Source organism: Psychrobacter sp. LV10R520-6 (assembly GCF_900182925.1).
In the GTDB taxonomy this organism is placed as follows: Bacteria; Pseudomonadota; Gammaproteobacteria; order Pseudomonadales; family Moraxellaceae; genus Psychrobacter.
This window is the reverse complement of the sequence record NZ_LT900024.1, coordinates 2,642,611-2,657,354: the sequence shown is the minus strand read 5'-3', so window position 1 is coordinate 2,657,354 and position 14,744 is coordinate 2,642,611. Positions and strand designations below refer to the sequence as shown.

The window sequence follows — 14,744 nt, the reverse complement described above, 5'->3', positions numbered from 1 at the left end:
ATAGCGTAACTGTTTATTGGCTTGTTTAATCTTAAGTAAAGGCTAGTCACAGTCTGCAAGTGTGTAAGGTAAAAGGTTGTCTTCTTATTTTTTTAACTATTCCAAATACGCTTTAATCTTTTAAAAGGTATTCAACCAATGCCGCAAAATTATCAAACGCTTCAGTAGGGTTGAGCTCACGGATATCTTGCCCATAATTATAACCATAAGACAGCCCAAGCGTATCCATATTGGCGTTTTGTCCGGCTAAGATGTCATTTCGTGAGTCACCAATCATAACCGCTTGTTTTGGCATAATATTCAACGCCTCACAGACATGCAATAGCGGTGCGGGATCTGGTTTTTTAAGGGGCAGGCTGTCACCACCTAGCACTTCACTAAATAAATCTTGCCAGCCAAAAGATTGCAATATTTTCGGTACAAAACGAATGGGTTTATTTGTGACTAAGGCCAATGTGTAGCCGGCCGCTTGTAGCTTTTTTAGTCCGCTATCCACATCTGGGTAGGCGACGGTTTTGCTACCACTAAGATTCTTATAAGCATCAAAAAACACTTGTTCGGCATGATCAGCTTCTTCTTGGGTTAATTCACCTTCTAACACGTCTACCTTACCCACCAATGCCCGCTCGACCAGCATTCTTGAGCCGTTGCCGACCCAATTACGTATGATGTCGAGAGAGTAAGTGTCTTTGCCAAGCGTGGTTAGCATCGCGTTAGTTGCATCAGCCAAATCTGGTACGCTATCGATCAAAGTACCATCAAAATCAAAAATTAAAAGGTGCTTGTTATTAAGTCGTTCGCTCATTATTTTTTGCCCAATCGTTAGAATTTTTGTTGTTCATACCTTAACACAGCCAGCTATCAATTTTAATTTTGACGCCACTATTCAACCTCTTTATAGCGCTTACGATGCTCAGCTTTCATCTTTAAATAATTTTCGTTTTCACGACATTTATCCCAAGTCTCCTTAAAGATTCGCGCCGATTCTGCTTTTATTGGGTCCTCAATTTGGCGCGGTAGCTCTTCACGACCATGAGCACCGCTTTGGCCTTTTTTATCGTCAGGGACAGGGCCTTTATATTTCTTACCACCTTTATGATTGGCATAGCGTCGTGCGCGGGTATAGCCCATTTGGATAAATTTTCGCGCCATATCAGCACCGACAAAGTCATCAGCAGCCAGATAATCTAAAAACATTTGATAAATCGTCTCGCTGCTTTCGGTTGCGATATCAGGTGTGACAAAGCGCCAATGCGGCAATATCTCAGATTTATACGGTTCAACCAATAATACACCCTGCTCACCGCGACCAACACGATATAATTCGGGCTGTGCCCGCAGATCCAAATTTTTATAATCTAAATCATAATCAAATTCTCTCATAGTTTTTACCTAATGAATTCTATATCTTCTGATTGTCTCTACTTTGAGTATAATCAATACATCGACGTAAAAAACAGCATAAGAGTGTTATCGATTGGTGAGAGTAGGGCGCTATTAATAGTTGTTAAAGTCATAATCCACAGACATAAAAAAACCCCAAACATTACTGTTCGGGGTTTTTAGAATTCTAATAACGAAATGGTGGCTCGAGGCAGGTTCGAACTGCCGACACACGGATTTTCAATCCGTTGCTCTACCGACTGAGCTATCGAGCCGTCTTCGTTGAGGACGCTATTAAACTAAATATAGGCGCTACTGTCAAGTTATTTTTGCTTTATTTGTATAAAAGACAAGAAATAGCCTGTCATAGAATTATAGTTTAAAACAGTCTTATCTGTTATTTAAAACAAGCGCTATTAGTCTTTAACCCGCAATAGCTCGTATTCAGTCATAATATGATGAATATCAGGATCAACAGGCACGAACTCACGTACCCCTTTTTTGATTTCAGCATCATAAACCAGCTTGATAAACTTCGCATCAATCGCGCGATTGCGGTTTTCTGGATGTACTGTTAAGTATTGCAAGCGCTTGGCATCCGTTTGCCCATCATCAAAACAGCATACGGCTGCGATAGGTTTGTCATTGAACATACCGACATACAAGTATTGTCCCCGTTTAAAACCTTGTTCAATGATGCTCAACACTTCTGCGCCATCAGGTTGGCTATCATCGGCATCATATAGTGCGTGCAAGCGCTCTGATAATTCATGTTCGCGGGCAGGTTTTTTGATGAGTGGCGCATCTAAGTCGTTGATCGCGATCGCTTCTAAAGGCATAGTCGGTTCCTATTCTCTGGTCATTTGGTACGGCATAACGAAAGATAATAAGTGTGAGGTAATGATTAATAATACTCAATACATTATTTTAGCAGAATGGTGCAAATTTGCGTGCAGTTTACTGCTTGGTCGTGGCAGTAAATCCTAGGGTTTGCTATGATGAAGATAGATAATGACCAGCCTATCTTAATCTCAATTCCGATATTCTTAGATAGGATAGAACGATTTTAACCCGTTTTCACTAATTACTATTTATTATTTTTATATTAAGGGCTTACTCTTAGCCCCATCTCTATTGAATGTTTTTATACTTAACAGAGGATAGCCATGACAGCCAATTCTACTTCACAAGCTCAAGATCAAGATCAAAGTACCGCTTCGTCATCAGGCCACAACCTACATGGTCGTGCCGCACGTACTGCAACCGTTGAGCGCATCACTGCCGAGACCCAAGTAACCTGCACGGTCAATCTTGATGGTACGGGTCAAGGTACTGTAGATACCGGTGTGCCGTTCTTAGACCATATGATCGATCAAATTAAGCGCCATGGTCTTTTTGATTTGGAGATTAAGTGCACCGGCGATACTTTCCTTGACGATCACCATAGTGTTGAAGATACGGGTATTACTCTTGGCCAAGCCTTTGCTAAAGCGCTAGGCGACAAAAAAGGTATTCGTCGTTATGGACACTTTTATGCGCCATTAGACGAAGCCTTAAGCCGTGCGGTCGTCGATCTTTCCGGTCGTCCTGGCCTACATATGGACGTTCCATTTACCCGCTCGCATGTGGGCAGGTTTGATGTGGATTTATTCAGCGAATTTTTCTATGGTTTTGTGAACCATAGCTGGATGACGGTGCATTTGGACAACCTAAAAGGTAAAAATAGCCATCACCAAATCGAGAGTACCTTTAAAGCCTTTGCACGGGCGCTACGTATGGCATGCGAGTATGATGAGCGGGCGTTAAATACCTTGCCATCGACTAAAGAGGCATTCTAGATGAGCAAAGTAACCAAAATTGCGTTACTAGATTATGGTATGGGAAATTTGCACTCTGCTAGTAAAGCACTATCAGCAGTTGGTGCGGAAGTTTCCATTACCAATGACCCCAAAGTCGTTGCTGCCGCAGATAAAATAGTGTTTCCCGGTGTCGGTGCCATGCGTGATTGTATCGCTGGCATGCATGACGCTGGTATTGATGAGGTAATACGTCATGCGGTGTTTAACAAGCCAGTGATGGCCATCTGTGTGGGTATGCAGGCGTTATTTGAGCAGTCTGCCGAAAATGGAGGTACCCCTTGTCTTGGTATTCTGGACGGAGACGTGCCTGCTTTCAATCCAGCATGGAAAGATGAACAAGGTGCACATATTAAAATACCGCATATGGGCTGGAATACCATTAATGGTATGGATTTTGATCATCCACTGTGGCATGGCATTGAAGACAACTCGCATTTTTACTTTGTGCACAGCTATTATTGCGAGCCAGCAGACAGCTCACAAGTAGCCGCTATTTGTGATTATGGGCAGCCGTTTTGTGCTAGTATTTTGCAAGATAACTTATTTGCCACCCAGTTCCATCCCGAAAAAAGCCATACCGCAGGGCTGCAATTATTAAAGAACTTCGTAGATTGGGATCTTTAGATAAACGGGGAATAAACATTTGGTTTCAGGATTAGGGTGGGTTAGCAAATGCGTAACCTGAGCGAGGAAGGAGTAAAGCACTGCTTTGCCCTCGCGCAAGAGAGTTTGCATTGTCGCAAACTCTTTTTTATTCTTAGTTATTCCCTATTCCCTATTCCCTATTCCCTTATATGTGGAAAACACAGTGGATTTTTATATCTTTAAGATAGGCATCATGAATGCCACAGGACTAGAAAAAGATGCCCTACATATGTATGTGGGCATCAGCGTTTATCTATTGAGTTTAATCCTACTTCGTCCAATTTTCAGAAAGTATAGTATCAGGTCATTTATCGCTTTAATCATGGTGACCTGTATCGCCTTATTAGGCGAGTATTTGGATAACCGCCATACTATTGCAGAGTTAGGTATCTCTGGGATACGAAGCGTAGAGCTAAAGGCCAGCATCCATGATCTTATCAATACTTGTCTGCTCTCTTACGTGCTCTATGCGCTCACAATGTGGACAAAGATTTTTCAATCAGTTATTAAACCAACCAGATTACTGAAACAACGACCCTAGACTGGTTTAGTCTGTTTTGAGATGAGTTTAAGCATCAGAGGGAGTCAATAAATACTGGACCTGATTTTTTCACTATTTTTTAGATAACTTAGTAAGAAGCAAAAGCTCGACGTTATCAGTATTACAAATAGGCACTCTACCAATCATGCCTATTAATTTATTTCGTAATACCTCTATTTCTTTAGGGTCAGTATTGGACTTTAGAATAATTAGCATTTGATAATTTAAGTCGTTAGTATAATTATCTTTCCGACAATATCGTTCTAAAATAGCAATTGAACCCATCCATTTGTTTTTAAACTCGGCAATCACTTCTGCCCATATCCTACGCTGTATAATTTTTCTAGCTTTTTTTGGACTTGTTTCTAATATTTTTGCAAAGCTTGCATTGTCTTCTGAGAGTATTGATTCAGCGATAATACAATCTCTAATATCTTCAGTTAAATCAGTCAACTCTATAATCTGTACTTTATTAGAGTCTTTATCAATCAAGAAGTAGTCTGCTTGGCTCATCTGACCTTCATTGAAACTAAGGTGTGCTCTTAAACCGTTACCTTCATCTATCTTATAACCGAAAAACTTACAACATTCGCCATCACTATGTTGCATGAGCTGTTTAAATGGCTCTAAATCTATGCCCTCACTCACAGTAGATAGCCTCGAATCATTAAGTTTTCATAAGTTTCTAAAAGCTTCTTTCGCGCTTGCTCAATAGGGGATAGAATTTTATCGTCCATCTCTAGCAATTTACCATCGGGTTGAAAATAATAAGTAGATAATTCCTCACTAACTTTTTGCTCTTGGGTACTAATCTCGAAAGCTTTTAGCATGTCACTACTATGAGTAGTAACGATAATGTAAACACCATTTTTAGCGAGTTCTACTAACACATTAGCTAAAATAGCTTGCCATTCGGGGTGTAAATTAGACTCTGGCTCATCAATGAATACAAAAGAACCTTTATTGATAATATTCTTACTTAATACCGCTTGGAAAATGCCAAGGTTAGTCATACCAAAAGAAACCAAGCTTTTTGAAATACTTTGACCTTTATTGTTCTCAAATATTAAGTCGCTATTAGCTGCTTTAAATTTACCTTGCAACTGTTTTTCTAGATCATCAGCACATTTGATTATAAAGTCAGGGCGTTCACCATCTTTAAAGTTAGTAAACAACAAATCCTTTAAATCTAGGAAATGCCTAGGCACACCTGTAAGAGTTTCACTAGATACTCCTCTATACATTTTGAAGTCTAATCCAAATTTTTCATCAGGAATGACAGATAATAGCTTCCAATATACTGGAGACTCAAAGAATATGAGATTAGCGAATGATGGAAAAGACAATAAGTTTATTTCAATTTTGTTGTCTTTTAATATCTTTACAGACAAAGTATTTTTAATACTAAATAAACAAAAATTAGAGTTAAATTTAATGAGGTTTTTTAGCTCAGAAATTTGAAAGTTCTCTTTTAGTTGGTTTATTACTTCATCTTTGAGAAGTTTAGTATAGCTTTCTTTAGGATTCTCTAAGTAATAAAGGAGAAGTTCTGTTTCTGTAATAATACTTTCATAGAAACTATAAAAATTGAAAAGAAAGTGTTGTCCATCATGATCTGTATTGGACTCGTCATTTTCTTTTAGCTTTGTTAGAATATTTTTTTTGAAGTAGTCTAAGTGATCAGATATTTGTTTGATAAGCTCGTCTGGGGCATAAGAGCTAATTCCAAAACTCGCTTGGCTACTAAGAGGAAAAGTTTCAGTAATAGATTCTTTAAAGACTTCAAGAAATAACTCTTCATCATCAAGGAATCTTTCCTTTTGAAGCAAACTATTAATAGTATTGTGAATTTTGACACCAATACTACTAACTCCCATAATATAAACATTTCTGACGAGTGAATTGAACACTGAATAAAAAAACTTAGTCACAAAGCTTTTACCTGTACCATTCTCACCAGCAAGAATAGTCAAAGGCGTAATAGTAATATCAGCTTCTTCGATAGCACCTAAGTTTTCAATATGTATGTCATAATTCATCATAGATTTCCTGGTTTTGGTAAAGCGTACTATTCAGTGAGCAAGAAAGCTAAAGCTTCTTCTCTTTGATCTTATTCTACCTTACGTATATTCTAAAAACAGTAAAACCTATCTCTCATGATACAACTCCCGAACTACTTCTCCAATGACCTTAATACCATCAATCAGTGTTTGTTCATCAGCAGCGATGCTCATCCGAATACACTCATGCGCATGTTTATAGTTATCAACATCGACACCGGGGAAGAAGTATTCGCTAGGGACAATCAACGTGCCTTTTTCCTTTAGAATCTCATACAGCTTAGTGGTAGTGATAGGCAAGTCTTTAAACCATAGCCATAAGAATATCGCCCCTTCAGGCTTGTGAATCATCAATGGATAATCACCCAAGGCCTCTTTCAAAAGTTTCACAGCTAGCGTGGCTTGTTGCTGATAAAACGGTTTGATGACATCGTCAGACAACTGCTTGATGCGATCGTTTTCTACTAATGGCGTGGCAATCGCAGCGCCAAAGCGCGTCGGTGCTAGATTAACCACCGCATTCATCGCGCTGACCGCTTCGATAACTTTAGCGTCTGCAACGACAATACCCGTACGCATACCGGGCAGGCCAATTTTAGACAGGCTAAAGCAAAGAATCGTATTGTTATCCCAATTAAGGTGCGCATCAGAATAGATGATGTTAGGGAAGGGCATACCGTAGGCATTATCGATGATAAGGGGTATGTCGTAACGTTTGGCAATCTCGGCTAAATGCGCCATTTCCTCATCGGTCAGCACGTTGCCGGTTGGATTGGTCGGACGTGAGCAGCAAATCGCTCCGATACGACCTTCAACGAGCGCGGGCAATTGCTCAAGCGCTTCAAAGTCGACTCGATATTTAAAGAATCCTTCCTCGCCATCATGAGAAACTTCATCAATATGCGGTAATACCGCAGCAAAATGTTGACCATCGACATGCACATCACTATAGCCAATATATTCAGGCGCTAACGGCAGTAGGATTGATTTATCTACTGATTGGTTTTGCTCATCTATAAAAGCGCCGCCAAATAGATTAAACAGATAGAAAAAAGCATTCTGTGAGCCATTGGTCAGAGCGATATTTTCTGCCGTCAGATTCCAATCATAATGACGATTGAAGAAGCCAACTAACGCATCGATAAAATCAGCATCGCCTTGCGGATTAGAGTAGTTACTCATGCTATTGATAGCGGTACTGTTTGCGCTATCAGAGCTTGATTCATCTACGATGCCGTCATTACCAAGCGCTTGATAGGTCTGTAGAAATAATTTATTGACCGCATCAATACGGGCAGGATTGCCACCGCCCAGCATATTGACCGACTGATCGCTTTTTAGCGCATCGCCTAAATCATCCATAAGCTGAGAAATGCCAGTCGGCTGAGTAAATTTTTGGCCAAATTTTGAGAATTTCATAGAGTTACCGTGAAGTTTTAAGTTGTTATTTAATTGATAAAGTGGCGCTAGTATAGCAAATGGTTACTGTAAAATAAGCAAACCGCATGGCTGATATCCGTTTATATGCCTATAAGCATACGTCGAGTAAGGGCAGTTTAAACTTAGGACATTATCCGCACTTACAAGCTTGGTTTAAACGTATTGAAGTATTGCTCAATTTTATATCTGAGGGTGAATGACAAAGGAACGTCTGCTAAATGAATAGAGGGTGTTTCTTTGTGGCTTAAAATTTTATGCAGCTAATCGCGATAGCAGTCACATAAGTATATCCGTTACTTTAGAGGCTAAACCGCTTCTCAAGGCGACTATTGATAACTCAACCTATGCTTACTTAAGGTTGAGATAAGTAAATCATAACTGTCAGGTATATTTTTAGAACGAGTTTAATTAAAAAGGTGATAGAATGTAACTACACTAAGTTATATTAAGTTATATTGAGTTTATCATGGCGTATGCTCTAATAAATCCTGATATTGTCAGCTGGGCTATCAAACGCTCAGGCTTAAGTATGTCTGATATATCTAAAAAACTTTCTATAAAAGAAGAAAAGCTGGCTGAAGTTGAGCAAGGTAAGGCTAATATAGCTTTTGGTAAAGCTAAACAGTTTGCTAAAATTACTAATATTCCTTTCGGTTTCTTATTCTTAAATGAAGTGCCAAGAGAAGATAACCTTGCACTTCCAGATTTACGAACCATAGATAGTAAAGAATTAAGCGAGCCTAGCCACGCCTTAAAAGAGATAGTTCGCTTAAATCAAGAGAGAGTAGAATGGTATAGAAGCTATCTGAGTGAGCAGAGTGTCGAAAAGAATGCTTATGTAGGTTCTTTATCCAAAGCAAGTCTTAATGAAATGATTGCTTTCTTAAGTGAAAAATTAAAGATTAATAAACCTAAGGATGCTAAGGACTACTATCGGCAATTGGTTAAGTCCATTGAAAACTTAGGAGTAATGGTAATACAGGACAGTAACTTAGGTCATCATACTAAACCGTTGAATATAGAAGAATTCCGCGGGTTTGCTATAGCTGATGATGTCGCGCCATTGATATTTATAAATACTGCGGATAGCTTAAATGCTCAACTATTTACTTTGATTCATGAATTAGCTCATATTCTGAAAGGAGAGTCAGGCGTTTCTGACAATAGCGTTTCCTCAGTAGACCCTACTGAGCAATTTTGTAATGCGGTTGCTGGAGAGTTTTTAGTGTCTAAGAAGGAGTTTGTAAAACAGTGGACTAGTATTAGTAAGACTAGTCTTGATGTTGCATTTGCTACTCTAGCAAAGTCTTTTCACGTAAGTCGTCATGTTATTGCTAGAAGAGCACTCACCTTAAGTTATATAGATAAACAACAGTATGAAAGTTATATTTATAGAATTCGTGAAGATTATTTAGCTAGTAAAAAGAAGAGTGATAGTGGGCCTAGTTACTATGTCGTTAAAAACTCCAAACTAAGCTCACAGCTATCACAGGCGGTTGTTTCGCAGTCTCTTTCAGGGAAGATGCTGTACAGAGATGCTGGCTATATATTGGGCATTAAGCCTAGTAATCTTGAATTATTTGCTAAGAAAGTGGGAATGCAATTATGAAATACGTTTTAGATACGAATGTATTTCTTGAAGCAAACAAACGCTATTATGGTTTAGATTTCTGCCCAATGTTTTGGAATTGGCTACGCGAGCATGAGAGGAAAGGAAGTCTATATAGTATCCGCTCAGTGTATGACGAACTCAAAGATTATGGCGACGAACTAGCAACTTGGGTTAGACAACATAGTGATTATTTCTATTCTGAAAGTGATGAAGAATGTCAAAAAAACTTTGATCATATCGTAAATTTATGCCAATCACAGTATGATCTAAATCATCAAAAAAATATGAAATTTCTAGATTCAGCAGACCCTTGGCTAATCGCTAGAGCCATGACAGATGGCTCTACTATTGTTACTGAAGAAAAGTATGCGGATCAAGCTAAGAAAATAATCATTCCAAATCTATGTCGCGAATTAGGCGTGAAGTATATAAATACATTCGAACTACTTAGAAAGTTTGATGATTGCTTTAAGTGATTTTCAGTAGTTAGAGGTAGACTATGCTTTCTTTTTAATCTGAAAGAAATAACTCAACATTCTCGAACCTAAAATCTACTTCTTTCCAAACCCAACGCCGACTGGAGGCGCGGTTTAGCCCTGATAGCAGCGGTTATCCTGACGGGCTAGGCGAGTTGCGGTGGCTAGGTTTTGGTGTGGCTACGTGGGAAAGAGACGCACCAAACCGTAGCCACCGCCTCGCCTAGCAGACAATAACGGATAGCAGGATTAGCTACATACCCTAAATCATCGCCCGCACCCGTGCCATAATCCCGCGCCCAATGACTAAGCGTACGTAAACAATCGAGATGCTAAATAATAAGGCAAGTAACACTAGCGAACCAATACCTATACTCGCCCACGGCATACTAAACTGTAGATTAAACCAGTAGGTAATCACTGCCCACGCGCCAAGGCTGGCGATTGTGATGGCGAACACTGCAGCACTAACCCCTAATAGTCCAATTTCTAGAATATTGAGCATATATAAGTCTCGCTTTTGCATGCCTAACAGCCGGAACGACGCGCTCTCTTGCATCCGATCTTGCGAAGTAGATAACAATGAGCTGATCAATACCATAATGCCAGTTAATAATGCCAACAAGGTAAAGACATAAACCAAACGACTCATTTGTGTGACCAACCCTTGGATTTGTTCCGCAATGGCAGTGCCATCAATAGTGGTGATTGCAGGGAATTGACGTACCAGCTTGCCTTGCAGCTCTGGAATACTATCTGCTGGCACGTGAGTAGTAGCAAATTGAATTTGCGGAGCACTAGACAACACTGACGGTTCAAATAAGAAATAAAAATAAGGATTTGGGCCACGCTCATAGCGCGAGCGGATACTGGTAATTTGCCCGACAATCTCAATACCTTGAATATTAAAGCGCACTTGATCGCCCATCTCCACGTTGAGCATACTGGCTGCCGTATCTAAGATGGATAGAGGCTGTACTTGTTGCTGACTTTGTTGTTGATTTTTTTGCTGGTCTTGTTGCTGATTTTTTAGAGGTTGATTCTTAACAGGCGCATAAAGCGAGTTGTCCTGTACCGCAGAAGTAATAAACTCAGTATCCATTACCGTATCTGCATAGCTTAAGTTAAATACTCGCGTAGGATCATCAAAGCCTTCAGCAGGCTCAATATCCTGTGCAGGAACGTTATTAGCAGTCACCACGCGCGCGCGAATAACGGGATAATAGCTGACCGGTGCGCCAATTAAGGTATCAATATCGTTATGTTGATCGCGCTGGATATCTAATAAGAATAAATTGGGCGAATCCTCAGGATAGGCGTTCACAAACTGCGCATTAATACTATGATTAAGGGTAGTGATTAGGGTTAATACCGCTACCGATAGCGATAAAGTAACGAAGAATAAGGCAGATTGATTGCCTTTGCGGGCAAGATTATGGATAGCAATACGCTGCATCCAGCTTATTTTTGAGGCCGTTGCAACGCGCGAAAGTAGCCATAACCAACCGCGTGCCAATGCCCAAAATATGGCAATGAAGCCGACTAAGCCGATAAGCAGCTGTGCGCCCAATGTCCACGAGCCAACTTCGTAGGCAAAAAATGCATACAGTCCTGTTAACATCAGCCCATACCACAATAAGGGTAGGCGTCGATACCATGCCCGCTCGCGTGATTGTTGACTGACTCCTTGATTGAGCAAGGTCGCAGGTTTGGTATCATTAAGCGCGCTAAGGCCGCGCTGAGTAATTAATAAAGTGAGTACTAAGGCGATTACAATGGTTTTAATCGCGCTGATAGGTTTAATTGCCAAGCCAATATCTGCCGGTAAAATAGCAGCCAGATAGGGCTGACCGACCTTAAGCAGAACGAGACTAAGTATGACTGCTACGATGCAGGCAATGACTGACGTTGCCATTAACAGGCGATAATAGCTACGTTTGAGTGACCCAATAGGCTCACCTAAAGCTAAGCGAATCGCGTTATTAGACTGTTGCTTGGTGACAAAGGCAGTAATCACACCATACATAGCGACAGCAGATAACAGCAATACAGCAATGACCAACAGCTTTAAAAACATCAATACATTGTCGGAGATGCGTGAGACCGAGGTATCCGCTGACTCGGCATCGGAAAGCTCAATATCGGGATAGTTAGTGATTATCTGTGTCAACTGATCACGCTGGGTCGCCATCAGCTCAGGGTCACCTGCCAGTTCAATACGATAGCTAATACGGCTACGCTGACCTAATAGCTTGGTGGCGGCAAGCGCATCTTGTTGCATCAGCACGCGCCCGCCAAATCCAAAGGCGGTCAACGGACGGTCCGGCTCTTTGGTGAGCACGTCGCTAATAGTAAATTGCGCTTCACCGATGGTGATACGATCTCCGACGCTTACGTTTAAACTGCTAAGAACTTCAGGGGCTACCACCACGCTGTCTTTAGTCAGCTTTTGCCATAACGGTTGACCGGAAGCCAGCTCTACCTCTCCATATAATGGATAAGCAACTGATACGGCCTTAACGCGCGCAAGTAAGGTCTGCTCATCAGTCACTATCATCGCATTAAACTGATAGTCGTAGACCGCTTGGGTATCAGCGACCGTTTGTACTTGCGTTAATACTTCTGCTGGCCAGTCTTGATTACTAGACAATATCAAATCACCGCCAACTAGCGCGCGCTGATTGTCGTTGATATAAGTATTCACCGACTGTTGGATGGAGTCGAGGGTTAGATAAGTGGCCAGCGATAGCGTTAGGGTGATTAAGAACAGTACTGGATAGACCCAACGTCGCCACCAACTGCGGCTTAGCGCCTGCGATCCTAAGGTGCGACCAAATACTCGGTTAATAACGCTACTATTATTTTCTGACGGCTCTGATGACGGTCTTGATAACTGCTTTTGTGAACGACTGTCCATTGATTCATTATTCATTAGGTTAGAATCCGTCCATCGTGCATGGTAATCACGCGATCGGCCATTTTAGCCAGTGTCGCATCATGAGTCACTACTACCAGTGCGGAGCCAACTTGTTCCCTCAAATCTAATAATAATTTCATGACCTGATTGGCATTTTGTTCATCTAAATTACCGGTAGGCTCATCAGCAAATACAATCTTTGGACGTGATACTAGTGCTCGCGCTACTGCGGTACGTTGCTGTTCACCACCTGATAATTGGCTGGGCAAGCTGTTACGCCTATCACCCAGTCCAACCGCTTCAATCAATTCAGTCACTCGTAATTTATCAGGACGGCGGGCAATATCAAGCGGGAAAGCAATGTTTTCAGCTACCGTTAATGTGGGCAATAAATGAAACGACTGAAAGACAAAACCCATATCACGCTGGCGGATAACGGCCAAGGCATCTTCGTCTAAGGTGTTCAATGCTTGATCGGCTAACATCACTGTCCCGCTATCGGGATAATCTAAAGCTGCTAGCAATCCTAGCAAAGTAGATTTCCCCGAGCCCGACTTACCCATAATGACCACGAACTCGCCAGCATTCACATGAATATCTACATCTTTGATAATGGACAGCGTTTGCTCACCAACATGCACGGTTTTATTTAATTGTGAGGCGGTAAGTAGAGCTTCATTGCCAGTTGATGCTGAGTTTAATTCTGCTTCTGATGCAGTGGTTGAGTCTAATGAGGTCATTGCGGAGTCTCAGTTGGCGTGGCTGTTCTTGTATTTGCTGACGTATTTTCTGGCACTGATAAATCTTGTTGATTCGCTTTTATTTTCTCAAGCTCGGGTTTTAATATCGGCAATATATTATCATTAACGATAATGGTGTAGCCCTCGGCAGTCGGATGAATAGCATCGGCTTGATTGAGATTTGGATCAGCGGCCACGCCTTCTAGTACAAATGGAATGAGCGTTACGTTCATATCCTCTGCTATTCTCGGATACATTGCCGCGAATGATTTGACGTAATCATTACCTAAATTGTCATAAATCTGCATACCACCTAAAATCACCTGACTGCCATTGTTTTGTAAACGCTTAACGGCGGTGCGAATATTAGCTTCGACAGTTGCCACATCAATACCACGAATGCCATCATTAGCGCCGATTGTTAAGATGGTAATATCAGGCTTAGTCTGTAATACCCAGTCCAAACGATTAACCAAACCAGTACTGGTCTCACCACTTAGGCCTGAATTGATAACCTCAATATTCTTATAGCCCAACTCTTGCAAACGCGCTTGTAGCTGAGCAGGATAGTTACCCTCTTTCGCCACCCCAAGACCTTCGGTAAGTGAATCTCCTAATGCCAATATGGTCAGCGACTCACTGCTTTCTTGCTGGCCAGTTTGAGTCGAGGTCTCAGTCGTCGGTTGATTGACCGTAACTTGAGTATTGGTAGTTTGGTTGTCAGTCGCGTTAGTTGATTCAGATTGTTTTTGGCAACCACTCAGTGTCATCGTTATCATCAGAAACGCAACCGCTGCATAATGATAAGAGCGTTGTATAGCCGAGCGCTTAGCTGAACTAGGGAAGAGGTTCATCATGGGTATTTTGTCCTATATACAAGCAGTCCAGTGTAGCAAATATTAAGGCACGTTAAGCATTCAACGAAGTCTGTTTGTGAATGTTTAACGTGCCTTATTCAACAAGCTTTAGGGTAATAAATAATGCGCTGTTCAATCAAAGCCCAATCTTAGCGAATATTGATGACCGATAGTACAGGTAAATAGTTAGTCTGTTGCAACTAACATAAGCGTA

14 protein-coding genes and 1 tRNA gene are annotated in these 14,744 nt (G+C 41.0%); 5 read left to right on the top strand and 10 right to left on the bottom strand.

The features are described 5' to 3' along the window. Window positions 1-112: 112 nt before the first annotated feature. The 4 genes from U1P77_RS11110 to U1P77_RS11095 all read right to left on the bottom strand — a co-directional run bounded on the left by U1P77_RS11110 (window position 113) and on the right by U1P77_RS11095 (window position 2,222). Window positions 113-805: a phosphoglycolate phosphatase gene (locus U1P77_RS11110; RefSeq protein ID WP_321155046.1), complete on the bottom strand. Its 693-nt coding sequence runs from the start codon at window positions 803-805 to the stop codon at window positions 113-115. Window positions 806-882: 77 nt separating this feature from the next. Beyond that, window positions 883-1,383, bottom strand: a complete 501-nt coding sequence (locus tag U1P77_RS11105) for a DUF4385 domain-containing protein (RefSeq protein ID WP_321155045.1) — start codon at window positions 1,381-1,383, stop codon at window positions 883-885. A gap of 199 nt (window positions 1,384-1,582) precedes the next feature. After that, a tRNA-Phe gene (locus U1P77_RS11100) sits at window positions 1,583-1,658 on the bottom strand. A 141-nt stretch (window positions 1,659-1,799) separates the two neighbouring features. Then, window positions 1,800-2,222 carry a hypothetical protein gene (locus tag U1P77_RS11095; RefSeq protein ID WP_201556895.1) on the bottom strand — a complete coding sequence of 141 codons (423 nt, stop codon included), beginning with the start codon at window positions 2,220-2,222 and terminating at the stop codon, window positions 1,800-1,802. A gap of 327 nt (window positions 2,223-2,549) precedes the next feature. Here U1P77_RS11095 and hisB point away from each other — a divergent pair, with 327 nt between their 5' ends. Next, window positions 2,550-3,221: an imidazoleglycerol-phosphate dehydratase HisB gene (gene hisB / locus U1P77_RS11090; RefSeq protein WP_321155044.1), complete on the top strand. Its 672-nt coding sequence runs from the start codon at window positions 2,550-2,552 to the stop codon at window positions 3,219-3,221. Beyond that, on the top strand, window positions 3,222-3,866 hold the full coding sequence (hisH, locus tag U1P77_RS11085) for an imidazole glycerol phosphate synthase subunit HisH (protein ID WP_321155043.1): 645 nt from the start codon (window positions 3,222-3,224) through the stop codon (window positions 3,864-3,866). Window positions 3,867-4,500: 634 nt separating this feature from the next. Here hisH and U1P77_RS11080 read toward each other — a convergent pair. The 3 genes from U1P77_RS11080 to U1P77_RS11070 all read right to left on the bottom strand — a co-directional run bounded on the left by U1P77_RS11080 (window position 4,501) and on the right by U1P77_RS11070 (window position 7,907). Then, window positions 4,501-5,076, bottom strand: a complete 576-nt coding sequence (locus U1P77_RS11080; RefSeq protein WP_321155042.1) for a hypothetical protein — start codon at window positions 5,074-5,076, stop codon at window positions 4,501-4,503. Next, entirely contained in the window at window positions 5,073-6,470 is a 1,398-nt protein-coding gene (locus U1P77_RS11075; RefSeq protein ID WP_321155041.1) for an AAA family ATPase, read from the bottom strand. Before U1P77_RS11075 ends, U1P77_RS11080 begins: the two co-directional genes overlap by 4 nt. A gap of 105 nt (window positions 6,471-6,575) precedes the next feature. Further along, complete coding sequence (locus U1P77_RS11070; protein WP_321155040.1) at window positions 6,576-7,907, bottom strand: valine--pyruvate transaminase; 1,332 nt, start codon at window positions 7,905-7,907, stop codon at window positions 6,576-6,578. Between the two features lie 86 nt (window positions 7,908-7,993). Between U1P77_RS11070 and U1P77_RS11065 the strand changes: the two genes are divergently transcribed. The 3 genes from U1P77_RS11065 to U1P77_RS11055 all read left to right on the top strand — a co-directional run bounded on the left by U1P77_RS11065 (window position 7,994) and on the right by U1P77_RS11055 (window position 10,016). After that, window positions 7,994-8,128, top strand: coding sequence for a glutathione S-transferase family protein (locus tag U1P77_RS11065; protein ID WP_321155039.1), 135 nt, complete (start codon window positions 7,994-7,996; stop codon window positions 8,126-8,128). A gap of 266 nt (window positions 8,129-8,394) precedes the next feature. Next, window positions 8,395-9,537: an XRE family transcriptional regulator gene (locus U1P77_RS11060; RefSeq protein WP_321155038.1), complete on the top strand. Its 1,143-nt coding sequence runs from the start codon at window positions 8,395-8,397 to the stop codon at window positions 9,535-9,537. After that, window positions 9,534-10,016, top strand: a complete 483-nt coding sequence (locus U1P77_RS11055; RefSeq protein WP_321155037.1) for a DUF4411 family protein — start codon at window positions 9,534-9,536, stop codon at window positions 10,014-10,016. The genes U1P77_RS11060 and U1P77_RS11055 overlap by 4 nt, the downstream gene beginning before the upstream one ends. Before the next feature lie 262 nt (window positions 10,017-10,278). Here U1P77_RS11055 and U1P77_RS11050 read toward each other — a convergent pair whose 3' ends face one another. The 3 genes from U1P77_RS11050 to U1P77_RS11040 are packed head-to-tail and all read right to left on the bottom strand — an operon-like array spanning window position 10,279 to window position 14,530. Then, entirely contained in the window at window positions 10,279-12,948 is a 2,670-nt protein-coding gene (locus U1P77_RS11050) for an ABC transporter permease (RefSeq protein ID WP_321155036.1), read from the bottom strand. After that, the gene (locus U1P77_RS11045) at window positions 12,948-13,673 is read right to left on the bottom strand and encodes an ABC transporter ATP-binding protein (RefSeq protein WP_321155035.1); all 726 of its coding nucleotides are present in this window, start codon (window positions 13,671-13,673) and stop codon (window positions 12,948-12,950) included. The genes U1P77_RS11050 and U1P77_RS11045 overlap by 1 nt, the downstream gene beginning before the upstream one ends. Beyond that, window positions 13,670-14,530: an arylesterase gene (locus U1P77_RS11040; protein ID WP_414479012.1), complete on the bottom strand. Its 861-nt coding sequence runs from the start codon at window positions 14,528-14,530 to the stop codon at window positions 13,670-13,672. The genes U1P77_RS11045 and U1P77_RS11040 overlap by 4 nt, the downstream gene beginning before the upstream one ends. Between the last annotated feature and the right edge of the window lie 214 nt (window positions 14,531-14,744).